Origin of the sequence: Microbacterium terrisoli, from assembly GCF_030866805.1 — a bacterium.
GTDB classification, from domain to species: domain Bacteria; phylum Actinomycetota; class Actinomycetes; order Actinomycetales; family Microbacteriaceae; genus Microbacterium; species Microbacterium terrisoli.
This window is the reverse complement of record NZ_CP133019.1, coordinates 246,909-272,602: the sequence shown is the minus strand read 5'-3', so window position 1 is coordinate 272,602 and position 25,694 is coordinate 246,909. Positions and strand designations below refer to the sequence as shown.

Annotated in this window: 28 protein-coding genes and 3 tRNA genes; 9 read left to right on the top strand and 22 right to left on the bottom strand. The window is 68.5% G+C overall.

Annotated features, from left to right (window positions below; all coding sequences use genetic code 11):
* Window positions 1-13 precede the first annotated feature (13 nt).
* The 4 genes from QU603_RS01215 to QU603_RS01200 all read right to left on the bottom strand — a co-directional run bounded on the left by QU603_RS01215 (window position 14) and on the right by QU603_RS01200 (window position 4,569).
* On the bottom strand, window positions 14-421 hold the full coding sequence (locus QU603_RS01215) for a dehydrogenase (RefSeq protein WP_308492682.1): 408 nt from the start codon (window positions 419-421) through the stop codon (window positions 14-16).
* 262 nt (window positions 422-683) lie between these two features.
* Complete coding sequence (locus tag QU603_RS01210; protein ID WP_308492681.1) at window positions 684-1,400, bottom strand: hypothetical protein; 717 nt, start codon at window positions 1,398-1,400, stop codon at window positions 684-686.
* 61 nt (window positions 1,401-1,461) lie between these two features.
* On the bottom strand, window positions 1,462-1,962 hold the full coding sequence (locus QU603_RS01205; protein WP_308492680.1) for an amino-acid N-acetyltransferase: 501 nt from the start codon (window positions 1,960-1,962) through the stop codon (window positions 1,462-1,464).
* 87 nt (window positions 1,963-2,049) lie between these two features.
* Window positions 2,050-4,569: an ATP-dependent Clp protease ATP-binding subunit gene (locus tag QU603_RS01200; protein ID WP_308492678.1), complete on the bottom strand. Its 2,520-nt coding sequence runs from the start codon at window positions 4,567-4,569 to the stop codon at window positions 2,050-2,052.
* Between the two features lie 166 nt (window positions 4,570-4,735).
* Here QU603_RS01200 and QU603_RS01195 point away from each other — a divergent pair, with 166 nt between their 5' ends.
* Genes QU603_RS01195 through QU603_RS01180 form a run of 4 tightly spaced genes read left to right on the top strand, consistent with a single transcriptional unit; the run spans window position 4,736 to window position 6,709 of the window.
* Window positions 4,736-5,248 carry a hypothetical protein gene (locus tag QU603_RS01195; RefSeq protein WP_308492677.1) on the top strand — a complete coding sequence of 171 codons (513 nt, stop codon included), beginning with the start codon at window positions 4,736-4,738 and terminating at the stop codon, window positions 5,246-5,248.
* Complete coding sequence (locus tag QU603_RS01190; RefSeq protein WP_308492676.1) at window positions 5,248-5,943, top strand: hypothetical protein; 696 nt, start codon at window positions 5,248-5,250, stop codon at window positions 5,941-5,943. The genes QU603_RS01195 and QU603_RS01190 overlap by 1 nt, the downstream gene beginning before the upstream one ends.
* Window positions 5,940-6,170 carry a helix-turn-helix domain-containing protein gene (locus tag QU603_RS01185; RefSeq protein WP_308492675.1) on the top strand — a complete coding sequence of 77 codons (231 nt, stop codon included), beginning with the start codon at window positions 5,940-5,942 and terminating at the stop codon, window positions 6,168-6,170. The genes QU603_RS01190 and QU603_RS01185 overlap by 4 nt, the downstream gene beginning before the upstream one ends.
* 59 nt (window positions 6,171-6,229) lie before the next feature.
* Window positions 6,230-6,709 carry a hypothetical protein gene (locus QU603_RS01180; protein ID WP_308492674.1) on the top strand — a complete coding sequence of 160 codons (480 nt, stop codon included), beginning with the start codon at window positions 6,230-6,232 and terminating at the stop codon, window positions 6,707-6,709.
* A 3-nt stretch (window positions 6,710-6,712) separates the two neighbouring features.
* On the opposite strand, the gene QU603_RS01175 is transcribed toward QU603_RS01180, so the two are convergent.
* The 3 genes from QU603_RS01175 to QU603_RS01165 form a co-directional block, all read right to left on the bottom strand.
* Entirely contained in the window at window positions 6,713-7,726 is a 1,014-nt protein-coding gene (locus QU603_RS01175) for an endonuclease domain-containing protein (RefSeq protein ID WP_308492673.1), read from the bottom strand.
* A 354-nt stretch (window positions 7,727-8,080) separates the two neighbouring features.
* On the bottom strand, window positions 8,081-9,541 hold the full coding sequence (cls, locus tag QU603_RS01170; RefSeq protein WP_308492672.1) for a cardiolipin synthase: 1,461 nt from the start codon (window positions 9,539-9,541) through the stop codon (window positions 8,081-8,083).
* 119 nt (window positions 9,542-9,660) lie between these two features.
* Window positions 9,661-9,849, bottom strand: a complete 189-nt coding sequence (locus QU603_RS01165; protein ID WP_308492671.1) for a hypothetical protein — start codon at window positions 9,847-9,849, stop codon at window positions 9,661-9,663.
* A 142-nt stretch (window positions 9,850-9,991) separates the two neighbouring features.
* Here QU603_RS01165 and QU603_RS01160 point away from each other — a divergent pair, with 142 nt between their 5' ends.
* On the top strand, window positions 9,992-11,101 hold the full coding sequence (locus QU603_RS01160; RefSeq protein ID WP_308492670.1) for a DUF4192 family protein: 1,110 nt from the start codon (window positions 9,992-9,994) through the stop codon (window positions 11,099-11,101).
* Here QU603_RS01160 and lysS read toward each other — a convergent pair.
* From lysS to tilS, 12 genes are all read right to left on the bottom strand, one after another.
* Window positions 11,052-12,602: a lysine--tRNA ligase gene (lysS, locus tag QU603_RS01155; RefSeq protein ID WP_308492669.1), complete on the bottom strand. Its 1,551-nt coding sequence runs from the start codon at window positions 12,600-12,602 to the stop codon at window positions 11,052-11,054. The two genes, QU603_RS01160 and lysS, sit on opposite strands and share 50 nt — an antisense overlap.
* Window positions 12,603-12,698: 96 nt before the next feature.
* Window positions 12,699-13,409 (bottom strand): DUF2520 domain-containing protein, encoded by a 711-nt coding sequence (locus QU603_RS01150; RefSeq protein WP_308492668.1) that lies wholly within the window; start codon window positions 13,407-13,409, stop codon window positions 12,699-12,701.
* Window positions 13,406-15,061: a PH domain-containing protein gene (locus QU603_RS01145; RefSeq protein ID WP_308492667.1), complete on the bottom strand. Its 1,656-nt coding sequence runs from the start codon at window positions 15,059-15,061 to the stop codon at window positions 13,406-13,408. The genes QU603_RS01150 and QU603_RS01145 overlap by 4 nt, the downstream gene beginning before the upstream one ends.
* The gene (locus QU603_RS01140; protein ID WP_370655339.1) at window positions 15,058-15,708 is read right to left on the bottom strand and encodes a PH domain-containing protein; all 651 of its coding nucleotides are present in this window, start codon (window positions 15,706-15,708) and stop codon (window positions 15,058-15,060) included. Before QU603_RS01140 ends, QU603_RS01145 begins: the two co-directional genes overlap by 4 nt.
* A complete protein-coding gene (locus QU603_RS01135) occupies window positions 15,641-16,156 on the bottom strand; it encodes a DUF3180 family protein (RefSeq protein ID WP_308492665.1) in 516 nt (171 codons plus the stop codon). Before QU603_RS01135 ends, QU603_RS01140 begins: the two co-directional genes overlap by 68 nt.
* Window positions 16,153-16,677, bottom strand: coding sequence for a 2-amino-4-hydroxy-6-hydroxymethyldihydropteridine diphosphokinase (gene folK, locus QU603_RS01130; RefSeq protein ID WP_308492664.1), 525 nt, complete (start codon window positions 16,675-16,677; stop codon window positions 16,153-16,155). Before folK ends, QU603_RS01135 begins: the two co-directional genes overlap by 4 nt.
* Window positions 16,674-17,057 carry a dihydroneopterin aldolase gene (gene folB / locus QU603_RS01125; protein WP_308492663.1) on the bottom strand — a complete coding sequence of 128 codons (384 nt, stop codon included), beginning with the start codon at window positions 17,055-17,057 and terminating at the stop codon, window positions 16,674-16,676. Before folB ends, folK begins: the two co-directional genes overlap by 4 nt.
* A complete protein-coding gene (folP, locus tag QU603_RS01120) occupies window positions 17,054-17,860 on the bottom strand; it encodes a dihydropteroate synthase (protein WP_308492662.1) in 807 nt (268 codons plus the stop codon). Before folP ends, folB begins: the two co-directional genes overlap by 4 nt.
* Window positions 17,857-18,450, bottom strand: a complete 594-nt coding sequence (gene folE / locus QU603_RS01115; protein ID WP_308492661.1) for a GTP cyclohydrolase I — start codon at window positions 18,448-18,450, stop codon at window positions 17,857-17,859. Before folE ends, folP begins: the two co-directional genes overlap by 4 nt.
* 10 nt (window positions 18,451-18,460) lie before the next feature.
* On the bottom strand, window positions 18,461-20,461 hold the full coding sequence (gene ftsH / locus QU603_RS01110; protein WP_308492660.1) for an ATP-dependent zinc metalloprotease FtsH: 2,001 nt from the start codon (window positions 20,459-20,461) through the stop codon (window positions 18,461-18,463).
* A gap of 123 nt (window positions 20,462-20,584) precedes the next feature.
* Window positions 20,585-21,136: a hypoxanthine phosphoribosyltransferase gene (gene hpt, locus QU603_RS01105; RefSeq protein WP_308492659.1), complete on the bottom strand. Its 552-nt coding sequence runs from the start codon at window positions 21,134-21,136 to the stop codon at window positions 20,585-20,587.
* Window positions 21,137-21,145: 9 nt separating this feature from the next.
* Complete coding sequence (tilS, locus tag QU603_RS01100) at window positions 21,146-22,150, bottom strand: tRNA lysidine(34) synthetase TilS (RefSeq protein ID WP_308492658.1); 1,005 nt, start codon at window positions 22,148-22,150, stop codon at window positions 21,146-21,148.
* Between the two features lie 160 nt (window positions 22,151-22,310).
* Between tilS and QU603_RS01095 the strand changes: the two genes are divergently transcribed.
* The gene (locus QU603_RS01095) at window positions 22,311-22,796 is read left to right on the top strand and encodes an inorganic diphosphatase (protein WP_308492657.1); all 486 of its coding nucleotides are present in this window, start codon (window positions 22,311-22,313) and stop codon (window positions 22,794-22,796) included.
* Between the two features lie 69 nt (window positions 22,797-22,865).
* Here QU603_RS01095 and QU603_RS01090 read toward each other — a convergent pair whose 3' ends face one another.
* Complete coding sequence (locus tag QU603_RS01090; protein ID WP_308492656.1) at window positions 22,866-24,251, bottom strand: M23 family metallopeptidase; 1,386 nt, start codon at window positions 24,249-24,251, stop codon at window positions 22,866-22,868.
* A gap of 288 nt (window positions 24,252-24,539) precedes the next feature.
* On the opposite strand from QU603_RS01090, the gene QU603_RS01085 reads away from it, so the two are divergent.
* From QU603_RS01085 to QU603_RS01075, 3 genes are all read left to right on the top strand, one after another.
* A tRNA-Glu gene (locus QU603_RS01085) sits at window positions 24,540-24,612 on the top strand.
* 26 nt (window positions 24,613-24,638) lie between these two features.
* Window positions 24,639-24,712, top strand: a tRNA-Asp gene (locus QU603_RS01080).
* A gap of 69 nt (window positions 24,713-24,781) precedes the next feature.
* Window positions 24,782-24,854: transfer RNA gene (locus QU603_RS01075), tRNA-Phe, on the top strand.
* A 177-nt stretch (window positions 24,855-25,031) separates the two neighbouring features.
* Here QU603_RS01075 and QU603_RS01070 read toward each other — a convergent pair.
* Both QU603_RS01070 and QU603_RS01065 read right to left on the bottom strand, forming a co-directional pair.
* Window positions 25,032-25,316: a putative quinol monooxygenase gene (locus QU603_RS01070; protein ID WP_308492655.1), complete on the bottom strand. Its 285-nt coding sequence runs from the start codon at window positions 25,314-25,316 to the stop codon at window positions 25,032-25,034.
* Window positions 25,317-25,322: 6 nt separating this feature from the next.
* A complete protein-coding gene (locus tag QU603_RS01065; RefSeq protein WP_308492653.1) occupies window positions 25,323-25,688 on the bottom strand; it encodes a UBP-type zinc finger domain-containing protein in 366 nt (121 codons plus the stop codon).
* Between the last annotated feature and the right edge of the window lie 6 nt (window positions 25,689-25,694).

Genomic DNA, 25,694 nt, shown 5'->3' with positions numbered 1-25,694 from the left:
CCCGTTCTGCGTCTCAGGCGTCCAGCGCCGCGATGATGTCGGCCGGCGACGCCTGCATCGGGTGGGGGCCGGCGATGTCGAAGAACACGGTCGTGATCTGGTCGACATGCGCACCCAGGAACGCGCGCAGCCAGGCCGCCGAGTGCAGTCCGACCGCCGGCGGCAGCGTTTCGGGCTTGTGCACGGCGTCGCTGAACAGCAGCAGTGCGACATCCCCCGAGTCGGGGTCGCGATACGTCCACACCTCGCCCGCATCGCGCGGATCGTCACGGGCGCCTGCGCGCATGAGTGGCACCACGGTCGGGCCATGCCGCAGCGCGAACGCGACGGCGGCGATGTCCTGGGTCTGCAGCGCATCCGCCAGCTGGGTGTTGCGGAACTCGAGCTGCTTCTTCTTGGCGCGTTTCTTGCCGGATGCCACGTCTCCAGCGTAGTCGGCGCGCACGGCGCCACGAAGAGAGGACCCTCTCGAATCGCTCATTGGGGACTGGGCGACTCGAGAGGGTCCGAAGCGTCGTGCTCGCGGTTGGGGGCCTGCTGGGGACAGGACCACTGGCTGCTGGGGACAGCTTCACCGCGTAACCGCACGACGTGTACTTCAAGTGTACGAGCCATGGCGCCCTATCCGCTGTCCCCTCTTCGGGGGACATCAGACCACTTGTCATCCTGAAGGCTGCAGCGCGTCAGTGCAGCTGGAACAGCGCGTCGTCGACGGCATCGATGCCGCCCACCGACACGCTCAGGTGGTAGGTCGCTCCGCCGCCGGGCGCCTTCGGCCGGTCCTTCGCCTGACAGGTCGCCACGCTCGATCGCGAGCGGTCCCAGACGATCGGCTGGGCGCTTGCGACCTTCTGGCCGGCAGCGAGGATCACGTACATGTCGCTCGGTTCGCTCTGGCAGTCCGTCGAGCGCCACCACGTGTCGCTGCCACTGGTGATGGTGAACACCTGGGCGCTCGTGCCGACGTTGAGCATGCAGGCTGTCGAGCCGGTGTTGGTCAGCTGGACCGACAGTTTCGGGTCAGTGCCCGACGGGTAGCTGGTCTTGTCGGTCACGGCCTTCACCGCGATGTCGGCGGTGGCGCACGGCGCTGCCGACGCGCCGGGGCTGGGGGCCGCCGGGCTCGATGCTCCGGGCGTGGGCGACGCCGATGCGCCGGGCGTGGGCGATGTCGAGGCGTCGGGTGTGGCCACCGGCGTCTGCGGTGCGCTGGAGACCGCCGGCACGACCGGGTCGGCAGGCTTCTGCTGGCCGACCTGTGCGGCCGGCGTCGCGCCGGCCTGCCACGGGCGGGCGATCAGCAGCCAGACCACGGCGACCACGACCAGCAGCACGAGCAGCAGGGCGAGCCGACGCCGACGATAGACGGCGGGCGAATGGCGGCGTCCTGACGTACTCACCCTGTCAGGGTAGGTCGAGCGCTGTCTCCGTTCGCGTACGGCGCGCCAAGATCCAGCGCGGTCACAGGTGCTTGAGCATGCGGGTGTTGCCGAGCGTGTTGGGCTTGACGTGGGCGAGGTCGAGGAACTCGGCCATGCCGGCGTCGGGGCTGCGCAGCAGCTGCGTGTACACATCGGCATCGACCACGTGCTCGCCGATCGGGGCGAAACCGTGCCGACGGAAGAACGAGACCTCGAAGGTCAGGCAGAACAGGCGCGCGAGCCCCAGTTCGATCGCCCGCGCCTCGAGCACCTCGACGATCCGGCCGCCGATGCCCTGGTGCAGGCGATCGTCGCGCACCAGAAGCGTCCGGACCTCGCCGATGTCGCGCCAGATCACGTGCAGCGCACCGCATCCGATGACCTCGCCGTCCAGCTCTGCCACGACGAATTCCTGCACCGCTTCGTACAGCGCCACCGGCTCTTTGCCGAGCAGGATGCGACGATCCACGAGCGGCTCGAGCAGCTGCTGGATGGCTGCCACGTCGGCGGTGCGTGCGGAGCGGATCACGATGTCGGTCACCGCTCCAGACTACGACGCGGGATGCTGTGAACCGTCGATGCCCCGCCCCCAGGGATGGGGACGGGGCATCGGCACATCACGGCTGGATCAGCCGGCGATGATGTCGGGGGTGGCCGAGATCTCTCCCTGCGCCGTGACACCGACAGCGACCTTCTCGCCGCGCGGACCGTGTTCGAACACGAACTCGCCGCCCACGGCATCCACCTTCACGTGGTCGCCGGAATTGAGCTCGCCGTGCAGAATCCGCTCACTGAGCTGGTCTTCGATCTCGCGCTGCATGGCACGGCGCAGCGGCCGCGCGCCCAGCGTCGGATCGAAGCCGATCTCGATCAGCTTGTCCTTGGCCGAGTCGCTCAGCTCGACGGTCATGTCACGGTCGAGCAGGCGCTCGGCCAGACGCTTCGTGAACAGACCGACGATCTGACGCAGTTCGTCCTTGTTCAGCTGCGGGAAGACGATGATGTCGTCGACACGGTTGAGGAACTCGGGCTTGAAGTGGCGCTTGAGCTCTTCGTCGACCTTGCCCTTCATCCGCTCGTAGCTGGTGACCGAGTCACCCTCGACCTGGAAGCCGACCGGACCACCGGCGATCGCCGACGAACCGAGGTTGGTCGTCATGATGATCACGGTGTTCTTGAAGTCGACCAGGCGACCCTGACCGTCGGTCAGACGCCCTTCTTCGAGGATCTGCAGCAGCGAGTTGAAGATGTCGGGGTGGGCCTTCTCGATCTCGTCGAACAGCACGACCGAGAACGGCTTGCGGCGCACCTTCTCGGTGAGCTGGCCGCCCTCTTCGAACCCGACGAACCCGGGAGGGGCACCGAACAGTCGCGACACCGTGTGCTTCTCACCGAACTCGCTCATGTCGAGCGAGATCAGCGCACCCTCATCGTCGAACAGGAACTCGGCGAGCGCCTTGGCCAGCTCGGTCTTGCCGACGCCGGTGGGGCCGGCGAAGATGAACGAGCCCGACGGACGCTTGGGGTCCTTCAGACCCGCGCGCTGACGGCGGATCGTGCGGCTCAGGGCCGCGATCGCCTCGTCCTGGCCGATGACGCGCTGGTGCAGCGCCTTCTCCATGAAGACGAGTCGGCTGGACTCCTCTTCGGTGAGCTTGAAGACCGGGATGCCGGTGGCCTGCGCCAGCACTTCGGCGATCAGGCCTTCGTCCACGACGGCGGGGGTTGCGACATCCCCGCTGCGCCACTGCTTCTCCAGGCGCAGGCGCTCGGCCAGCAGCGACTTCTCCTCGTCGCGCAGCGAAGCGGCCTTCTCGAAGTCCTGCTCCTCGCTGGCGGCCTCCTTGCGCGTGCGCACGTCGGCGATCTTGTCGTCGAGCTCACGCAGCTCGGGGGGGCTCGACAGGATCGACAGGCGCAAGCGGGCGCCGGCCTCGTCGATCAGGTCGATGGCCTTGTCGGGAAGGAAGCGATCCGACACGTAACGGTCCGACAGGTTCGCCGCCGCGACGATCGCGCCGTCGGTGATCTGCACCTTGTGGTGCGCCTCGTAGCGGTCGCGCAGACCCTTCAGGATGTTGATGGCGTGCGGAAGGCTCGGCTCGGCCACCTGAATGGGCTGGAAACGACGCTCCAGCGCAGCATCCTTCTCGAAGTGCTTGCGGTACTCGTCCAGCGTCGTGGCGCCGATGGTCTGCAGCTCACCGCGGGCCAGCAGAGGCTTCAGGATGCTGGCGGCATCGATCGCGCCTTCGGCGGCACCCGCGCCCACCAGCGTGTGGATCTCGTCGATGAACACGATGATGTCGCCACGGGTGCGGATCTCTTTCGTCACCTTCTTCAGGCGCTCTTCGAAGTCACCGCGATAGCGGGACCCGGCGATGAGTGAGCCGAGGTCGAGCGAGTAGAGCTGCTTGTCCTTCAGCGTCTCGGGCACGTCGCCCTTGACGATCGCCTGGGCCAGGCCCTCGACGACCGCCGTCTTGCCGACGCCGGGCTCCCCGATCAGCACCGGGTTGTTCTTGGAGCGACGAGACAGGATCTGCATGACCCGCTCGATCTCTTTCTCGCGTCCGATGACCGGGTCGAGCTTGTTGTCGCGCGCAGCCTGTGTGAGGTTGCGACCGAACTGGTCGAGCACTTGGGAGCCTCCCTGTGCACCCACCGCGCTCTCGTGCGCGGCTCCCGACACCGCCGCCGGCTCCTTGCCCTGATAACCGGACAGAAGCTGGATGACCTGCTGACGCACCTTGTTGAGGTCTGCACCCAGCTTGACGAGCACCTGGGCTGCCACGCCCTCGCCCTCGCGGATGAGACCGAGCAGGATGTGCTCGGTGCCGATGTAGTTGTGTCCCAGCTGCAGCGCTTCACGCAGGCTCAGCTCGAGAACCTTCTTCGCGCGCGGCGTGAACGGAATGTGGCCGGTCGGCTGCTGCTGACCCTGACCGATGATGTCCTGCACCTGCTCGCGCACGGCATCCAAGGAGATGCCCAGCGACTCGAGGGCCTTCGCCGCGACGCCCTCACCCTCATGGATGAGACCCAGGAGGATGTGCTCCGTCCCGATGTAGTTGTGGTTGAGCATCTTCGCCTCTTCTTGGGCGAGGACGACCACGCGTCGAGCTCGGTCGGTGAATCTCTCGAACATCTCTGACTCCTCCGGGCGCACTTCTGGCGCTTGTTAGAAGCGTAACGAGCGTGCGGATGCCGCGAGCCGGTGTTCGCTGGCGGCATACGGCCCGACAGGGGCTTGACAGCGGATCACAGCATCCATATCGTTTGTCGATAACAACGAATATCGATAAGGAGAAGCAATGACCGCACTGCCCTGGCTGTTGGCGATCGTGCTCCTTGCGGCCGCCGTCTTGTTGCTGCTCCCACGCGGATGGCGGCGCAAGGGCATCGATGCGACCGTGGGAGTCGCCCTCTGGGCGATCGGCTCGGCGATCGGCTTCCTCGTCCCGGGAACGGTGGCAGGGCTCATCGCGATCACGTGCTTCCAGCTGGTGCGCGGCGCCGCATTCACGCAAGCCGCCGTACGCATGGCACTCACCACCGCAGTCGTCGTGCTCGCGGGAGGCATCGTCGGGTCTGTCCTGTCACAGTTCGGCGGAGCGATGGTGGCGCATGAGCTGCTGACCGTCACCGGGGCGCAAGGGCCGGCGCTCGCCGACGGACGGCTCGATCTGAGCCTGCTCCTGCCGCAGGCGGCGACATCGTTCACGATTCCGCTCTGGCCGATCGGAGCCGGCTTCGGCTTCGCCGCACTGGCCGCCGTGCTGAAATACGGCGCGGTCCTACAGCGCGACACGGAGGGGCTGGTGTGATGCGCTTCGTGCTGTTCGTTCTGCCGCCGCTGGTGACGCTGGTCGGCGTGATTCTGCTGATCATGGCGGTGTTCCGCGCGCGGCGCACCGCCGAGGCAACACCGATCGTGCGCATCGCGCTCGTGATCTCAGCGGCGTGGAGCGGAATCGCGCTGCTCTGGGGCATCGTGCGGACGGTTCTGTGGTTTCAACGCGATGTCGGTGTTCCGTTCGGCGTCCGCACGCTGGCGTTCTGGGCGGCCCCGCCCGACCCTGACATGTTCAACCTCAGCGGTGGCTTCACGACGGCGGAGCTCACGGCGATCAACCTTCTGTCGACGCCGACTCGCGGCATCCTTGCCGCAGGTGATCTGATCGGAACTCTCGTGACGGTCGCCCTTGCGGGGCTGATCGCGTTGGCGTGCTTCCGATTCATGCAGGGACGACCGTTCGCGCCCGAGCTCGCCCGGCTGAGCTTCGTCGCCGCGATCGTGGTGCTCGTCGGCGGGGTGGCGACTCAGTTGCTGGCACAGGCCGGCGGTATGCGCGCACTCAGCGAGCTCGTTGCCGCGGGCCTCGGCCCACGCAGCGTGCAGGCCACTGGAATCTGGGCGATCGACTGGTGGCCGGTGTGGCTGGCGATCGGGCTCGGCGCGTTCTCGGCGCTCATGCGCTACGGCATGCACCTACAGCGCGACACGGAGGGGCTGGTGTGAGTCCCGCCGAGGAGGACGAGGCATCCGGAATCCACTGCCGGCTCGATGAACTGCTCGCCGAGCGAGGGATGACCCTGACCGGGCTCAGCGGGATCGTGGGAGTGTCGATCGTGAACCTCTCGGTGCTCAAGAACGATCGCGCCAGGGCGATCCGGTACTCGACTTTGTCGGCGATCTGCCGGGCCCTGGACTGCGAGGTCGGCGACCTGCTCGTGCGAGCCGACTGAGGCCCGGCATCCCGAGCCCGGTGGGGAACCGCCGCCGAAACCGTCCTAGCATCGAAGGCGTGACCGGCCTGACCTTCAATCCGCGGCGCGACGACTCCGACGCCCCCACTCCGACCACGCGGCCACGCGACCTCGTCGACCGGCCCGACATGTTCGGGCGGTGGGGCAAACCGCAGCGGGCGGCCGCCGGTATCGAGCCGACCGACGCGCGGTTCATCGCCGCGAACCTGCAGCACTGGGTGGCCAACGCGGTGCGCGAAGAGGTGCTGATGCTGCGCAGCAACCTCGCCACAATCGTCCAGACGCTGAAGACCACGTCGCCCGAGATGACGCTGGAACGGATCTCACGCCTGCAGCACGGTGACGAGCCGATGCGTCTGGACGACCTGCTGATCTGGTCGCGCAGATTCGACAGTGTGCGCGACATCCTCACCTCGGCCTTCGGGGACGCGACACGCCCCGCCGTCGCGACCACTCCACCGGCCGAAGGCGGAATGGGACCGATCATCACCACCCGCCGCGGCAGCAGCACGCACTGAGTCTCACCGCGCTGCGCGCAGCGCGCGGGCAGCACGCACGCGCTCGACGATCGACTGCGGATCGGAGAAGAGGGCGTCCTTGGTGATTCGGATGACGAGCCACCCGTGGGCCGCGAGCAACTCGTAGCGGGCGATGTCCTTCGTCCACTGCGCCGAGTCACGGAGGTGATGCTGGCCCTCGTATTCGACGGCGATCTTCAACTCCGGGTAGGCGAGGTCGATGCAGGCGATCGTGTTGCCGTGTGCGTCGACGAGACTCCAATTGAGTCGGGGCTCCGGCAGCCCGGCGTCTACGAGCAGGAGCCGACATCGCGTCTCGGGGCGCGAGGCAGACCTCGTCCGGACGCGCGGCAGCGCCGTGCGCAACGCGGTGATGCCGGCCCGGCGCCCTTCCGCGATGGCTCTCGCGAGCTGCGCCGGTGTCGCAAGCGCGGGCGGGTCGCCCTCGAACATCGGCTCACGCACCGCCGCATCGCCGGCAGCGACCAGATCGTACGGGTCGCCGATCACCGACGCGAGTTGCGCCCAGGTGCTGGCAGGGCTGGCCAAGCGGACCCCGAGCGTCGGGTGGGTCACCACGTGCACGAACCGGCGCGGAGTCTGATGCCCTGCAACACCGGCGCGACGCGGATGTCGCGCCGGTGCGCAGACAGCGACGTCGAGTGCGGCGTGATCGCGCACCAGTGCAAACGGAAGCCACAGGTCCCACAGGATCGCGGCGGTCACATGCGAGAAGAACTCGTGCGGCAGCATGATGACGGCGAAGTGACGCGCCCGCTCGACCACGGCTTCGCGGGCGAGTTCGAACGCGGACTTCGGCTTGGCGGCGTGGTCAGTGGCAGGGTCGAGGTCAGGGGCGGGGTCGAGGGATGACGTGCCGACGTTAGGCGCTGTGCGCATCCCGCGGAAGGGCCGGCCCAGGTCGACGCGACGCAGCCGCGACGCGGGTACGCCGGCACGGAGGGCCTCGGCGACGGAGAAGGCCGACTCGAATTCGTCTGGAAGATCGATGGGCATGACTCCACCGTGGCCACCCGGACGCTCGCGGCGGTTGGCCTCCTGGTGATCTGTGCACAACTCGCGCCGCGGATCACCCTGGGGAGGAGGCGGCGCCGCGCGTGGACACGACCGGTCGCGGCATCCACCGACGACCGACGAAACGTGCCCGGTCGCGGCATCCAGGAGTCACTTGTAACCGGTGCGCCGCCCTGCCATCCGTCGAAACCGACTGCTGAAATTCGAGGGCGACGTTCAGCAGTCAGCTTTGACGAGCTGGGCGCCACGCGACCCGTCGAACCTGACTGCTGAATCGTGGGGCTCGGCGCCCGCCACCGGCGAACCGTGGGGCTCGGCGCCTGCCGCCGCCAGGCGCTACTGCAGCGCCGACGTGAGCCGCGCGAGGTTGTCGAGCACGGTCGAGCGCAGCGGCTGCTGGCTCCACTCATCGAGGGTGAGCTCGCGCGACAGACGACGGTATTTCTCTTCGATCTCGCGCATCTCGACGACGAATTCCTCGCCACGCACGAGCATCGAGATCTCGAGGTTCAGACCGAATGAGCGCATGTCCATGTTGCTCGAACCGATGATCGCGACCTCATCGTCGATCGTCATCGACTTGGAGTGCAGGATGTAGGGGGTCTTGTAGAGCCAGATCTTCACGCCGGCCTTCAGCAGCGCTTCGTAGTAGCTGCGCTGCGCGTGGTAGACCATGGCCTGGTCGCCCTCTTCAGAGACGAACAGCTCGACCTGCAGCCCCCGGTTGCACGCCGTGGTCACGGCGAGCAGCAACGCCTCATCGGGCACGAAGTATGGGCTGACCATGATGATCTTGCGCTGCGCGTAGTACAGCAGCCCGAGGAACAGTCGCAGGTTGTTCTCGAACCGGAACCCCGGCCCGCTCGGCACGATCTGGCAATCCAGATCGCCGGGACTCTCGGCCGCGACCTCGAAGAGCGAGACTTCGTCTTCGAGGGTCTCGTCGGTTTCGCTGTACCAGTCCGATAGGAACACCGCATTGATGGATGCCACGACCGGACCGGTGATGCGCACCATCAGGTCGACCCAGTGCAGGCCGCGACGGATGTTCTTGCGCAGGTTGTAGGTCGAGTCGGTCACGTTCTGCGAACCCATGAACGCCACATCGCCGTCCACGACCAGGAGCTTGCGGTGGTTGCGCAGGTCGGGGCGCTGGTACCTGCCGCGCAATGGCTGCACCGGAAGCATCAGCTGCCACCGCGCGCCCATGTCGGTGAGTCGCTTGAGAGTGCGGCGATAGAACGGCTTTCCCCGATTGGCCCAGTGGTCCAGCAGCACGCGGACGGTGACCCCGCGCGCCGAGACCTCTTCGAGCGCGCGGAAGAAGTTGTCGGTCGCGTCATCCGACTGCAGGATGTAGAACTCGACGTGCACGTAGCGCTCGGCGGTGCGGATCACCTCGGCCATGTTGTCGAGGCTCTGCTGATAGTCCGAGATCAGGTGCGCCTCGTTGTCGCCGGCAAGCGGCATGGCGCCCAGCGAGCGGTTCATCGTGACCATCGAGGTGAACCAGTCGGGGGCGTGCGGGCGCAGCGTGCCGAAGTCGAGGTGCGCGCTGGTCTCGCGGATGTAGTCGTTGATCGCATCCTGTTTGCGACGTCGCTTGCGCGGCAGGCGCGGGGTTCCGATCAGCAGGAACAGCAGCACCCCGATGACCGGGATGAAGTAGATCGCCAGCAGCCACGCCATCGCGGCCGTCGGCCGTCGATTGCGGGGCACGACGATGACCGCGGCGATACGGATCGCCACGTCGAATAAGAGGACGACCAGGGGCCACCATGTCGCGATGACAGTCATGCGCTCCCCCTCGCTCACGTCAGGCTTCAGCGTAACTGCTGGTGGCGACATCCCAGACATCAGGGTGGGATGCCACAGCCCGGGCGGGCGGAGTGCCGGATGCGGAGCGGGTGACCGGGTCAGCGCCCGGCGACAGGAGGTGCCGGCGGAAGACCGCGCTTCGCGCGCTCCTCGGCTTCGACCTTCGCGTAGGCGCGACGCTCATTGCGGTCCAGGTGGATGACCGAGCGCAGGATGAAGATGAACAGCCCGAGCACCACGACGGTCGGGATGAGACCCCAGAACGCGGCGACCCAGAAGTTGTCCATACCTTCTATGGTACCGGGGGGCGCAGCGCGCCGGGGCCCACCGTCTCCTCCCCAGTCCGGGCCGGCGCGCGGCGGGGACGAGTCATCCACAGACCGTGCCCCGGGCCCGCGCGTGGTCCGCATGTGCGGCCAGGCTCGAGGCATGTCCACGGTCATTCGCTCGGCGCAGTCCCTGCAGCTTCTGTCAGACATCCCGCGACTGCTGGGCCATCCGCCCCGGGTCGGGCTGGTGCTCGTGCCGTTCGCACGGAGCCGCACGATGGGTGCTCTGCGCCTCGACCTGCCCGCGGCCGCGGATCTGGAGCTGGCCGCGGCGGCGGCGATCGGGCTGGTGTGCCGGCTGCCCGACGCCGACCAGCTCGCTGTCGTCATCTACACCGACGATCCGATCGTGGACGGTCTGCCACATGACGATCTCGTGCAGGCGCTCGCCCGTCGATGTGAGGTCTGCGGGCTGTACCTGCGGGAGGCGCTGTGCGTGGGTGCGCGTGCCTGGGGCTCGTATCTCGACCCGGAGTGCCCACCCGGCGGCGTGCCGCTCGACTCGCCGGGCGTGGCGCCGGATGCCGCGGCCTGTGTGGGCGGAGCGTTGGACGAGGTGCGGGAGCAGACCGCCGTGGCGCTGTCGGCGATCGACACCGCCGTGTGCGCGGTCTGCGACGGCGATGCGCCACCGGACGGACGCATCGATCCGCGCGCACTGTGCGCGACGTGCCGGCTGGATGACCTGCCGGCACTGTTCGAAGAAGCCCTCGGCCTGGACCCCGAGCTGCTGGATCCGTTCACCGTCGCCCTCCTGGTGTGGGCGCTCGATCGCCCCGGGTCGCGCGACGTCGCACTGCTGCAGTGGTGCGGCGCCGTCGCCGACGGCGATGCGGCCGTCGAGGCACAGGCCCGATGGGAGGCGGGGGACGAGTATCCGCCCGACCTGGGCGAACGTCTGTGGGGCGACGGCGTCCAGGCCGATGTGCACAGGCTTTCGGCCGCTCGTGAACTCGTGCACGAGGTCGCCTCGCGGGCACCGGTAGAGCGGCGGGCGGGTTCCCTCGCCGCGTGCGCGTGGCTGTCGTGGGCCGTCGGCGATCTCGACGCTGCCGCCGACCAGGCTACGGGGGCGTGCGCGATCGAACCCGAGCACGGCCTGGCCGAACTCGTGCGATCGTTCCTGGCAGCCCAGCATCGGCCCGCGTGGGAACGGGAAGCTACTTCACGAGCGGGAACAGGATGGTCTCACGGATGCCGAGCCCGGTGATCGCCATCAGCAGTCGGTCGATGCCCATGCCCATGCCGCCCATCGGGGGCATGCCGTGCTCCATCGCGCGCAGGAACTCCTCGTCGATGCGCATGGCCTCGACGTCACCCGCGGCGCTGAGCTTGGCCTGCGCGACGAACCGCTCGCGCTGGATGATCGGGTCGATGAGCTCCGAGTATCCGGTTGCCAGCTCGAACCCGCGCACATACAGGTCCCACTTCTCGACGACGCCTGCGATCGAGCGGTGGTCGCGCACGAGCGGGCTCGTGTCGACGGGAAAGTCCATCACGAATGTCGGTCGGGTCAGGCCCCCCTTGACGAAGTGCTCCCAGAGCTCTTCGACCCACTTGCCGTGCGTCGGGTGCGGCGGCTCGTCCACACCCTCGCGCTCGGCGAGTGCCCGCATGTCGTCGACGGAGGTCTGCGGGGTGATCTGGACACCGGCCGCAGCCGACAGCGACTCGTACATCGAGATGCGGTCCCACTCGCCGCCGAGGTCATAGACGGTGCCGTCGGCCCAGGTGACCATCGTCGAACCCGCCACCGCGATGGCGGCGTTCTGCACGAGCGTCTGGGTGAGGTCGGCGATGCCGTTGTAGTCCGAGTACGCCTGGTAGGCCTCGAGCATCGCGAACTCGGGACTGTGCGTCGAGTCGGCGCCCTCGTTGCGGAAGTTGCGGTTGATCTCGTAGACCCGGTCGATGCCGCCGACCGCGGCGCGCTTCAGGTACAGTTCCGGGGCGATGCGCAGGTACAGCTCCGCGTCGAATGCGTTCGAATGCGTGACGAACGGGCGCGCCGAGGCGCCGCCGTGCTGAATCTGCAGCATCGGCGTCTCGACCTCGATGAAGTCGCGCTCCGCGAACGTGCGCCGCAGGCTCGCGTTGACCGCCGCACGTGCGCGCACCGTCGCGCGGGCCCGGTCGCGCACGATGAGGTCGAGGAACCGGCTGCGCACGCGGCTCTCTTCGCTCAGCTCGGTGTACATGTTCGGCAGCGGCAGCAACGCCTTCGAGGCGATCGCCCAGTCGGTCACCATGATCGACAGCTCACCGCGGCGGCTGGAGATGACCTCGCCGCCCACGTACACGTGGTCGCCCAGGTCGACGAGTTCCTTCCAGCGCTGCAGGGACTCCTCACCGACGGAGGCGAGCGAGACCATGGCCTGGATGCGGCTGCCGTCCCCCGACTGCAGAGACGCGAAGCACAGCTTGCCCGTGTTGCGGCTGAACACGACCCGGCCGGCGACGGCAGCGGTCACGCCGGTCTCCGCCCCCGCCTCGAGCTCGCCGAACCGCTCACGCAGGCTCGAGATCGTGTCGGTCACCGGCACCGACACCGGATACGCGCCACCCGCGGCATCCTCGCGCTCGGCGATCAGTCGCTCGCGCTTGGCCATGCGCACGGCCTTCTGCTCGACGATGTCCTCCGCGGAGGGCTGGTCGTTCGCGGGCGCGGCCGTCGCGGATGCAGCGGTGGCGGGTGCGGGGGTATCGGTCATGCGGCGGGCTCCTCGAAAAGTCGCGTCCCAGTCTATCGGCGGTGGCCAGGACGCCCGCGGGCACTGAGTCACTGGCCCGCCGAAGCGTGCGCAGCGTCAGACCGCCGGCGGCAGACCCGGAACATCCCCGGGAGCGCCCGGATCGGCCAGCGCCTCGTCGACACTGGAATGCACGATCGTGGACAGGAACGCCCGCGGGTTCTCAATACCTGCCGCAGCCAGCAGGTCCGAGGCCTGCCGCACGATCGAGCGCGAGAACTCGGTCGCCGTCGCGATGGCCTCGGCGTATGCCGGGCGGTCGGCATCCTGCACCACGACCGGCTCGCAGCCCAATTCCACGGCCAGCGCCTGGGCGATCGGCAGCACCGCGGCCGGTGCGGTCACCGCCGCGAACGCATCGGCGAGCTGGCGCAGGTCCATCGAGGTGCCCGTGAACGAGATCGCCGGATGGATCGCCAGCGGGATCGCACCGCGCGTGGCCGCAGGCAGCAGCACGTCCAGACCGAAGCCGGGATCGGTGTGCACCACGAGCTGGCCTATCTGCCACGCGCCGATGTCGGCGAGGCCGGCGACCACACCCGCCAGCTCGGCGTGCGGCACCGCGAGGACGACCAGCTCCGCGCGCCGCACGATCTCGGGCGCGTCCAAGAACGGCACGCCGGGAAGCACCGACTCGACACGATCGTCATCGGAACCCGACGTGATGCCGACCACGGCGTGACCGGCGCCGGCGAGCGCTGCACCGACCACGGGCCCCACGCGGCCGGCGCCGATGATGCCGACGCCCAGACGACCCTCACGACTCATGAATCCTCCCCCGCCCACCGATGCGTGTGGTCGGCGGCGCCGGCGGCGACCGCCGCGGCCTCGGCGCGCGCGAACAGCGCGGTCGCGGCATCCCGATCAACGGCACCGAGCGAACCCGACACGCGCCCCGAGATGGTGTGCGCGTGCACCTTCGCGACGTTCAGCGCCCGATCGAGCGGGCCCTGATGCAGCCCGACGCTCTGCAGACGTGCGAGCGGGAAGACCGCGAGATTGCGCCAGATGTATCCGCGGCGCAGGAACAAGGCGCGCTCGGCCAGCAGGAATCCGTTGCGCCGCCACGACAGCGGGCGCAGAATGCGCGCGCGGGCGGGCGTGTTCGTGTACGGGTCGCCACCGTCCGCGCCGTCGCCACCGCCCGCGCCCGCGCCCGCGCCCGCGCCCGCGCCGTCGCCACCGTCCGCGCCCGAGCGGGGCCCGAGGATGCCGTGCTCGAACACGAGCGGCCAGCCGTTCTCGGGCATGCCCGGCATGAGCAGGCGCAGCACCCGCTCGACATCGGCGCGGTCGCCGACCGGCAGCACCTCCGAGAACTGATCCTGCTCGTTCGCATCGGCGCGCCGGCCCGACATGCGGTTCACCCGCACTGCCCACCAGCCCGCCGGTCGCCACAGCAGCGGCTGACTGACTTCGATCGCGTGGATGCGCCCGGGCGGCAGCGTCTCGGTCACCGTCGTGAACAGGCCGTAAGTGATGCGCACGCCGTCGGGCGTCGGCGCGATCGAGTACCGCAGCGCCTTCGTCGTCGAACGCACCAGCACGGTGCCGAACCCCAGCACCATCGGGATGATCGTGAACAGGATCCACGGCGTGCCGACGATCGAGGCGATGACGGCCGCGGTGATCAGCACCACGATGATGATCATCCCGCGCCCGAACACGCGTGAGAGCAGCAGGCGCACGACGGGGATCTGGACGACCGACGCCGGCTCGGCCACCGGGTCTTCGGCCCCCAGCACCAGATCGTTCAGGGCTTCGGTGACGACGGATGCCGCAGCTGCGACACGCGAGCCGCCCGGTGTCGCAGCATCCTTCGCACGCGCCTCAGCCAGCCGTCTGCCCGACGCGAGACGCAGGATGTCGGCGCGCACCTCTTCGGCGTTCGACGTCGAGAGGTACTCGAGCTTGACGTTCGAATCCGAGCCCGCACCGACGACCTCGAGCTTGGCCATGCCCAGCAGGCGCGCGATCATCGGCCGGGTGAGATTGACCCCCTGCACGCGGTCGAGCGGTGCACGACGCTGGCTGCGGAACAGCACGCCGTGGCGCACCTCGACGTTGTCGCCGGTGATGCGAAAACTGTGGAAGCGCCAGGCCAGATAGAACAGCCCGACCAGCACCACGACGACCACGAGCACGGCCAGCAGCGCCCACAACACCAGGTTGTGTCGCAGGATGAAGTCGACCGGATCGCCCGGATTCTCGAAATCGGGCACCTCGGGCACGGATGTGCGCAGGAAGAAGTCGATGATCCGCTCGCGCAGGTTCGAGATCACGACACCGATGACGATCACCAGTACGAGCCCACCGCGAAACAGCGGCGTCAAGGGGTGCATGCGGTGCCACTCGGCGTCGCTGAGCGGCGAGCGGGCCCCCGGCAGCGGGGTCGGCCCGGCAGGGCGCGGTTCGGTCACAGGCCCGTCCTGCGCGTCTCGGCGACCTCGATCAGGGTGTCGCGCAGCGTCTCGGCGGCGGCCTGGGTGAGTCCCGGTATCTCCACGCCGGTGGATGCCGCGGCCGTCACGAGTTTGAGATGCGCTATGCCGAACGCCCGGTCCAGCGGCCCGTGCGTGATGTCCACGAGCTGCATGCGCCCGTAGGGCACTGCGACCATGCGCTGCCAGAGGATGCCGCGGCGGAACACCATGTCGTCGGCGCGCAGCTGGTAGCCGAACGAGCGTGCCTGACGCGGCGTGATGATCGCTGTCAGGGCGAACACCACGGCCGCGATGCCGCCCGGAACCCACGGCCACGGCTCGCCGACGAACGCGGTCAGCACGGCTGCAGCGACCAGGACCAGCACGAGCATCGCCGTCACCGAGATCAGGCGCACCCAGACGTAGGAGCGGGCCAGCTGATACCACGTGCCGTCACCGAGCGGCAGCCGGTTCTCGCTGCGCGGTTCGAGCACGCGCTCGAACGTGGCCACGCTGAGCACGGGGTCGGCGGGGCGATCGTGTGGTGTCGGAAGGCCGGCATCGGCCGGTAGCGGCTCAGCGGGCGGCGTGGCGCGTTCCGGGACCCGAGGGGTCGGAGTGCTCTCCTCCGCCGGCGTCGGGATGTTCGTCATCGTCGTCCTTCCGGATCGTGCACAGGTGCTCGGCGACCAGCCCTGCGGCAATGAGCACCGCGGCGCACAGCACGGTTGCGATCAACGCACTCACCGAGCCTACCGAGGGGTCGGCGGGCCGGGTCAGCACGAACAGCAGAAGCCCCAGCCCCAGCCCACCGAACACGGCGCCGACCAGGCTCGACGCTTTGGCGAGCATCGCGATGCGCACCGCATGGAACGGGTTGATCGGGGCCGAAGAACTGCCATGGGTGGCACGGTAGATCGGCACCGCCAGCAGCACAACGACCACACCGACTGCAGCCAGCAGCACCGGCAGCGACACCATCGGAGTGAACGACGATCGGCCGGCTGCCGTCAGCACCTGGTCCAGCACGAACCCGGCGCCCACGCCCAGCACGGCGGCGACGATCAGCGACGCCGGGTGCGTGCGCTTCATGAGTCCGGCCCCTGCAGTGCGGCCACGAGGGCGTTGACACGGCCGACACCGGGCAGAACCGCATCGGAATCGACGGCGAGCCACGGCTCGAGCACGAAGAGCCGCTCTGCCGCGCGCGGGTGCGGCAGCGTGAGGTCGGGGTCGTCGCTGCGCACGTCGCCGTACGCGACGATGTCGAGGTCGAGCGTGCGGTCGCCCCATCGCTCGAGCCGCACGCGCCCGTGCCGCTGTTCGATCTCGTGCAGAGCGTCCAGCAGCACCGACGGGGCCAGGCGCGTGGTGAGCACGGCGACGGTGTTCACATACTGCGGGGCGTCGACATCCGGGCCGTCGAGCTTGATCGCCACCGACGTGATGGGCTCCGCCACCCGCACGTCGGTCGTCAGCGGCAGCGCGCGCAGTTCGGCGATCGCGGCATCCATCGTCGCGTGTCGATCGCCGAGGTTCGCGCCCAGCGCGACGACAGCCGGGGCACCCGCGGCCGACGCCGGCGTGAACCCCTGCGCGAGGCGACGGCTCATCGTTCCCTCCGGCGACGGATCGTGACGGTCACGTCGTCGAAGGGCACCGTGATCGGGGCATCGGGCTTGTGCACGGTGACGGTCACGGCCACGACGCGGTCGAATGCGAGTACGGCATCGGCGATGCGCTGGCACAGCGTCTCGATGAGGTCGACGGGGTCGCCGGCGATGATCGCGGTGACCGCTTCGGACACCTCGCCGTAATGCACGGTCTGGGTGACGTCGTCGGATGCCGCGGCCGGACGGGTGTCGAGGTGCAGTGTGAGATCGGCGGAGAACTCCTGCCCGTCGCGCCGCTCGTGCTCGTAGACCCCGTGGTAGCCGTAGGCCCGAAGACCACGCAGCGCGATCTCGTCGAGGTCGTCCAGATCGCCGCTCACACCGTCCCCCAAGCCTGCGCGACCCGCAGCGCGTCGCGGGTGGCGGCGACATCGTGCACGCGCACGCCCCACGCCCCCACCTGCGCGGCCAGAACGCTGGCCACCGCGGTCGCCAGGTCACGGCGCTGCTCGGTCGCCTCTCCTGCGCCGTCTTTCTCGAGCAGGTCGGCGAGGAACCGCTTGCGGCTGGTTCCCACCAGCACGCGTGGGCCGATCGACACCAGCGCCGGCAGCCCGCGCAGCGCCTCCCAGTTCTGCTCGCCGTGCTTGGCGAACCCGATGCCCGGGTCGAGGATGACGCGCTCGGGTGCGATGCCCGCAGAGACGGCGACGTCCAGTCGCGCGGTGAGCTCGGATGCCACATCCCGCGCGACGTCGTCATACTGCGCATGGGCGTACATGTCGTCGGAATGACCCCGCCAGTGGCTGATCACGACGTCGACGCCGGCGTCGGCGGCCACGCGCAGGATGTCAGGGTCGGCAAGGCCGCCGGCCACATCGTTGATGATCGCCGCTCCTGCTTCGACCGCGGCGGCCGCCGTCGTGGCGTGCATGGTGTCGACGCTGATGACCGCGCCGGCGGCGGCGAGCTCGCGGATCACCGGGAGCACGCGCTCGCGCTCCACGGCAGGGTCGACGCGTTCGGCACCGGGCCGGGTGGACTCGCCCCCGATGTCGAGGATGTGCGCGCCGTCGGCGCGCAGCTGCAGCCCGTGCGCGATCGCATCGGCGGTGCGCACGTAGCGCCCGCCGTCGCTGAATGAGTCGGGAGTGACGTTGACCGCTCCCATGATGAGGGTCATGCGCCCTCCCTTCCGATCAAAGCGATCAACTCGGCACGAGCGGCGGGATCGGCCAGCGCGCCGCGCGCGGCGATCGTCACGGTCGCGGCATCCGGCTGGCGGCCGCCGCGCATCGTCACACACTGGTGCACGGCATCCATCACGACCAGCACGCCCCGACAGTCCAGCGCGCCCGCGATCGTGTCGGCGATCTGCTCACCCAGGCGCTCCTGCACCTGAGGGCGGGCGGCGAGGATGTCGACGACCTTCGGCAGCGCGCCGAGCCCGACGACCTGTTCGCCCGGCAGGTACGCGATGTGCGCGCGGCCGGCGAACGGCAGCAGATGGTGCTCGCACACGGAGCGGAAGCGGATGTCGCGCAGCAGCACCGCACCGGACGGCGTCGTGTCGGGCGCAGGACCGTGCACCACCGAGATCGTGCGACGCAGCGGGGCCGCGGCATCCTCTCCCAGCCCGGCGAAGAACTCGTCGGCGTAGAGGTCGGCGACCCGCTGCGGACTCATCCGCAGGCCCGGCCGATCCGGGTCCTCCCCGATCGCGACGAGGAGGTCCCGCACCAGCGCGCTCACACGCTCACGGTCGACGGCCACAGGCCTGAGCCTACGCGGTCGCCGGTCGCGCCTGGCTGCTCGGCCGGCGGCGCGGCGTCTTGCCCGCGGGTGTCTCGGCTGCTGTCGCAGCCGCGATCCCGACGGCGGCAGGCCGCGGCACGTCGACCGGCGGCAGTGCGGAGACCGGGCGGTCTTCGCTGGAGAGCCACTGCGGACGCTCGGGCAGCTTGGTCACATCCGTGAAGATCTCGGCAATCTCGTGGTGATCCAGCGTCTCCTTCTCGAGCAGGCGCAGCGCCAGTTCGTCGAGAATCGCACGGTTCGCATTGAGCACCTCATAGGCCTCGTTGTGCGCCTGCTCCATGAGTGCGCGCACCTGCTCGTCGACGGTCTCGGCCATCGTCTCGGAGAAGTCGCGGCCGTGGCCCATGTCGCGTCCCATGAACACCTCGCCCGACGACTGGCCGAGCTTGACGGGTCCGATCGCGGCGGTCATGCCGTATTCGGTGACCATCTTGCGGGCAATGCCGGTCGCCTTCTCAATGTCGTTGGAGGCGCCGCTGGTCGGGTCGTGGAAGACGATCTCCTCGGCCACCCGGCCGCCCATGGCCCACGCCAGCTGGTCCTGCAGCTCGTTGCGGGTGATGGAGTACTTGTCTTCCAGCGGCATGACCATGGTGTAACCCAGGGCCTTGCCGCGCGGCAGGATCGTGATCTTGGTGACCGGGTCGGAGTGGTTCAGCGCCGCAGCCGTCAGGGCGTGGCCGCCCTCGTGGTAGGCGGTGATGAGCTTCTCTTTGTCCTTCATCACGCGCGTGCGCCGCTGCGGGCCCGCGATCACGCGGTCGATGGCCTCATCCAGCGCACGGTTGTCGATCAGCTGCGCGTTCGAGCGTGCCGTCAGCAGCGCGGCCTCATTGAGCACGTTCGCCAGGTCGGCACCGGTGAAGCCGGGCGTCTTGCGGGCGACGACCTCGAGGTCGACGCTGTCGGCGAGCGGCTTGCCGCGGCCGTGCACCTGAAGGATCTTCAGGCGACCCTGCAGATCGGGCGCGTCCACACCGATCTGGCGGTCGAAGCGGCCCGGGCGCAGCAGCGCCGGGTCGAGGATGTCGGGACGGTTGGTAGCCGCGATGACGATCACGTTCGCCTTGGGGTCGAAGCCGTCCATCTCGACGAGCATCTGGTTCAGCGTCTGCTCGCGCTCGTCGTGGCCGCCGCCCATGCCGGCACCGCGGTGCCGGCCGACGGCGTCGATCTCGTCAATGAAGATGATGGCCGGCGCGCTCTCTTTCGCCTGATTGAACAGGTCGCGCACACGGCTCGCGCCGACGCCGACGAACATCTCGACGAAGTCCGAACCCGAGATCGAGTAGAAGGGCACGCCCGCCTCGCCGGCGACCGCGCGCGCGAGCAGCGTCTTGCCGGTTCCCGGAGGGCCGTACAGCAGCACGCCCTTGGGGATGCGCGCGCCCACCGCCTGGAACTTGGCCGGGTCCTTGAGGAAGTCTTTGATCTCTTCGAGCTCTTCGATCGCCTCGTCGGCTCCCGCCACGTCACCGAAGGTGACCTGCGGCATCTCTTTCGTCACGAGTTTCGCGCGCGACTTGCCGAACTGCATGACCTTGCTGCCGCCGCCCTGGGCCGAAGCAAGCAGGATCCAGAAGACGACGCCCAGCAGCAGCATCGGCAGCAGCAGCGAGAGGAAGCCGTCGAACCAGCTCGGCTTGGGCACCGAGTCGTTGAAGCCGTCCTTGGGATTGCTGTCGTTGATCGCGGTGACGACCTGCTCGGCGCGCGCCGAGACGTAATAGAACTGCACGTCGGTGGAGCCCTCGAACGCCGACGACAGCGTCATGTCCACGCGCTGGTCGCCGTCGGTGTTCAACACCTTCGTCACTGTCGTGCCCTTGAGCAGGTCAAGGCCCTGCTGCGTCGTGATCTGCTTGGCACCGCCGAGGCTTGAGATCAGCGAGAAGCCGACGATCAGCAGCAGCCCGATCAACACCACATAAAGCAGTGGATTGCGGGAGATCTTCTTGAAGTCCATGGTGCGGGGCAGCCCCCGGAGCCCTTTCGTCGCTGTCCGCGCGCGTGCGGACTGTCTGTTCAGGGTATCGCGGGCGCACTATGCGACGTCTGTGCATTCGCCGACGGCGTAAGGGGAATCCCCTTAGGAATAGACGTGCGGGGCGAGCACCGCGACGTCTCGCACGTTGCGGTACCGCTCGTCGTAATCCAGGCCGTACCCGATGACGAACTCGTTCGGAATGTCGAAGCCGATGTACTTGCAGTCCACGACGATCTTGGCGGCTTCGGGCTTGCGCAGCAGCGCGAACACTTCGACGGATGCCGCGCCCCGCGACGCGAAGTTCTCCAGCAGCCAGCTCAAGGTCAGGCCGGAGTCGATGATGTCCTCGACGATCAGGACGTGCTTGTCGTGGATGTCGGTGTCGAGGTCTTTGCGGATCTGCACGACACCGCTCGACTTCGTGCCGCTGCCGTAGGACGACACAGCCATCCAATCCATCGGCACCACGATCGGCAGCGCCCGCGAGAAATCGGCCATGACCATCACGGCGCCTTTGAGCACGCCCACCAGCAGCAGGTCCTTGCCGTCATAGTCGGCGGCGACCTGAGCGGCGATCTCAGCGAGCTTGTGCTGGATCTGCTCTTCGGTGACGAGGACTTTGGTGATCTGATCGGAGATGTCCGCCGCGTGCATGCGTCGAGTCTACGTGGGGCCCCCGCCGGAGGCGGAGAACTCGATGCGGCCACCGGCGCGGCGGGCGCGACAGCCGGGCAGATCGATCGGTCCTTGCCCCGACCAGTCCGTGACCAGCCGGCCGACCTCGAGCGTCTGCGCGCGGGTCAGGCTCTGCCCGAACTCGCTGGCCACGACGTGCCGGATGATGCGGTTCCGCAGCGCTGCAGGGTTCGCGGCGAGGGCTGCGACCGAGACCGAGATGCCGGCCTCGGCATGCTCCACGATGTCTTCGATCGTCTCGTCGATCATCTCGGCGAAGGCTGCGGCATCCTCTCTCAATTGGTCTGCCGTGCGCGCCAGCGCCTCGGCGATGCCGGGGCCGAGTTCGGTTTCGAGCACCGGCAGCACCTTCTCGCGCACGCGCACGCGGCTGAAGGTCGGATCGGTGTTCTGCGGATCGTCCCACACCTGCAGGCCCTGCGCATCGCACGCCGCACGGGTGATCTGTCGGGGAATGCCCAGCAGGGGGCGCAGCAGCGGGATGCCGCCCAGGTCGGCGACTGCCGCCATGCCCTGCAGACTCGCAGCTCCCGATCCCCGGGCCAGCCCCAGCAGCACCGTCTCGGCCTGGTCATCGAGGGTGTGGCCCACCAGGATCGCGGCGGCATCGGCCTCGGCCGCCAACCGAGACAGTGCCTCGTATCGTGCGCTGCGGGCGGCCGCCTCGGGCCCTGCGCCCAGCCCCACCTGCACACGTTCGACGCGCGCATCGAATCCCAGGTCTTCAGCCTGGAGTGCCGCGGCTTCGGCCACGTCGTCGCTGCCGGGCTGCAGCCCATGGTCGACGGTCACGCTGATCAGGGTCATGCCGCGCTTGGGCGCCTCGAACGCGGTCGCCGCCGCCAGCGCCAGGGAGTCGGCACCGCCAGACAGGGCGACCACGACCGCGCCCGGACGCACATCGGCGAGCGCGGCGCGCACCGCGAGGCGCGTCTGCGCGACGGCAGGATCCAGGCCGGGGCGATGCTCCACGACATCACCGTACGCCGGATGCGCGGGGTTCTGCCCGGTTGTCGGGCGAGCGCGGGCGAGACCAAACGCGGGGCGGCTTCGTCGTTTCGACGCGCTTCGCCCGGTCAGCGACCCGGACTAGGCTGATTTGCGGAATTCCCGTCATCGAAGGAGCACACCCATGGGCGCGTACGACGCCGTCATCGAGATCCCGCGCGGCAGCCGCGTGAAGTACGAGGTCGACCACGAGAGCGGCAACGTCCACCTTGACCGCATCCTGTTCACGGCGTTCGGCTACCCCGCCGAGTACGGCTTCTTCGACAAGACGCTCGGCGAGGACGGCGACCCGCTCGATGTGCTGGTGCTGCTGGACGAGACGCTGTTCCCGGGCGTGCACGTGACCGTGCGCCCGGTCGGCGTGCTGAAGATGACCGACGAGGCCGGCGGCGACGACAAGATCGTCGCGGTGCTCGCCAAGGATCCGCGGTGGGCGCACATCCAGGACGTCGCCGACATCCCCGCACACACCAAGGACGAGATCGCCCACTTCTTCGAGCACTACAAGGACCTCGAAGAGGGCAAGTGGGTCAAGGTCGACGACTGGGCCGACGCCGCCGAGGCCGAGCGCCTGGTCGGCGAAGCCTTCGCGCGCTACGAAGCGCACTGACGCTCAACGACTGACAGAACAGAGGGGGGGATGCCGCGGCATCCACCCCTCTGTTCTGTCAGTGTGCGATCAGACCGAGATTCCGCGCCGCGACATGAACGGCACCGGATTGACCGTCACGTCGTTCACATACACCTCGAAGTGCACGTGGCAGCCGAACGAGTTGCCGGTGTTGCCTTCGCTGGCGATGACGGCGCCGCCGCTCACACGCTGGCCATAGCGCACGAAGATGCCGCCATTGCGGATATGCCCGTAGCCGGTGGCGATGCCGTTGCCGTGGTCGATGCGAACGTAGTTGCCGTAGCCGCCGTTGGGGCCGGCGTAGACGACCCGGCCCGAGTGCGCGGCGTAGATGTTGGCGCCGCACACGTCGGCGAGGTCCACACCCTCGTGAAAGCTGGTCGCGCAGTACGAGGGACCGCACTGTGCGTAGCGCCAGCCGTAACCCGACGACTGGTGGCCGCGACTGGGCCGATACCACCCGGAGCTGCTTCCGCCGCCGCCACCGCCGCCACCGCCACCGCCACCGCCGCCGCCGCTGTTGTGAGCGGCCGCCGCAGCCGCCGCAGCCGCCGCCTTGCGCTGCTGTTCGAGCTTGCGCGCCCGTTCCAGCGCCGCCTTGCGCCGCACCTCGACGCCGACCTTGTACTGCTGGATGGTCTTCTTGGTGGTGTCTTGCAGGGCAGCGAGCTGCGCCTGCAGGTCATCCATGTGCGCGTTCTCGTTCGCAACGGCCTGGTCGGCAGCATCCGACGCCTGCTGCGCGGCGATCATCTTCTGCTCGGCGATCTTCTGCAGCCGGTCGCGCTCTTGGCGCTGCTTCTTGGCGAGGTCGCTCAGGTTCTGCGCGGAGTCACGGGCAGAGACCGCGTCCTGATACACCGCGTTGTTCGACTCCAGCAGCGCATCCATCGTGCCCAGGCGCGCCAGCAGGTCGTCGGCGCCCGCCGCCGAGCCCGACATGAACAGCTGCAGCGCGGTGTCGTCGCCGCCGTTGCGGTACAGCTGGGCCGCGACACGACCCGCCTTGTCTGAGGCATCCTTCGCCTTCGCCGCCTGCTTGTCGGCCTGGCTCTGCAGCTCATCGGCACGCCGAGCGGCATCGAGGAACTCCTGCTGCGCGGTGAAGTACTCGGCGCCGGCGGCCTCCGCCGCCTGCTGCGCACGGATCGCGGCGTTCTTGAGGTTCTGGATGAGCGTCCTGATGCGCGAGATCTGGGCGTTCTTGGCCGCCTCATTCGCTTTGGCCTTCTGCACGTCCGGCCACGAGGGATAGTCGGCCGCGAATGCCGGCGGCACGCGCGGTGCCACAGCGATGCCTGCGGCCGCGACACCGAGCACGCCCAGTGCGATCGCCCCACGACGGGACACGAGCGACGGCCAGAGCGCGCGCTTCTCACGGGCGGTGGGAGCGCAGTCGCACTCCTCGGCCGCTGTGGTCACTTCATCGTTCACCCGGCCTCCTCTCCCAGCCTTCGCGGCGGTTTCGTCGGGTGTTCTCACAGACACAACACGTCCCACAGTAACAACATCAGTCACAGATGCAACAGATCACGCGAACGGATGCCGCAGACGCCGGGATGGTATATCCACCTATGATGCTCTTCTCGCGCACGCTTGGCGAGAGGTCATCGGGCGGGTCGCGGCATCCACCGCTGTTTCGATTTGGGGAATCGACGAGCCATCTCTTATGCTTGAGCGTCGGCAAGCGTGAGCAGCGCCCGCAAGGGTGAGGCTTCACCGGGCCCCATCGTTTAGCGGCCTAGGACGCCGCCCTTTCACGGCGGTAGCACGGGTTCGAATCCCGTTGGGGTCACTCTTCCGATACAATTTCATAGTTCTGGCCCTGTAGCGCAGCTGGTTAGCGTGCCGCCCTGTCACGGCGGAGGTCGCGGGTTCAAGTCCCGTCAGGGTCGCTCTCAGCGACGGGCCCTTCTCGGAGGGCCTTTCGTCTAGGACGCGGCAGTTCTTCATGGATGCCGCGTGGCTCTGTAGCTCAGTTGGTAGAGCGCACGACTGAAAATCGTGAGGTCACGGGATCGACGCCCGTCGGAGCCACGGAGACCCTCGGGTGGCTTCTACGCCCGGGGGTTTCTTCATGCCCAACCCGGTCGTTGCGCGAGCGCAGCGAGCCGAAACGGGGGATCCTCGGTGAAACCAGGGACGACGTCATGAGTCTCACCAAGGATCCCCTGATTCAGCGAAGCTCGACCCCAGGCAGCGCGCGCGACGCCGTCAGTCCGTGAGGCCCTCCACCGCATAGCGGCGCTCGATGTGGGCAGTCAGACGGCCCCACGCGCTCGATGCCACGCGCTGCTGATGCGCGTCGAACGCGGCACGGTCGGCGAAGCACTCCTCGACTGACCACACCAACAGGTCGGTCGTACGCTCGACGGCGAAGTCGAGGCATCCCGGCTCTTGGCGGGTCAGGGCGATGTGCCGCGGCAGGTGCTCGACGATCAGGGCAGCCTCGTCCTCGTCATCACAGACGAGCAGGCCGTGCAGGCGCACTTCGGGCACAGGTGGTCAGCGCCGGCGCTGAAGCCGGTATTGCCAGTCGGCGGGCACCCGGTCTGCCGGGCCGGGCGTGGACTGATCGAGCGGGTGATGCTGCGGCGGGGGCAGAACGATGCCTTTCGTGTTCTCATCATCGACGAAGTCCCAGAACCATTCCTCCTCCGGCTCGAAGCTGCGGATGAAGCGATGACCCGTCTGCTCGAAGTGTCGCCGCGCATGCTGCCCGAGCGAGGAGTCGCAGCATCCGACGTGGCCGCATTCGACGCACCGTCTGAGCCGGAACCACCACCCGCCTGCGGCCTCGCACTCGACGCATACCGAACCGGAGGGAGCGGGACCATCGGTGACTCCAGCATCCTGAACATGTGCGACCATACCGCT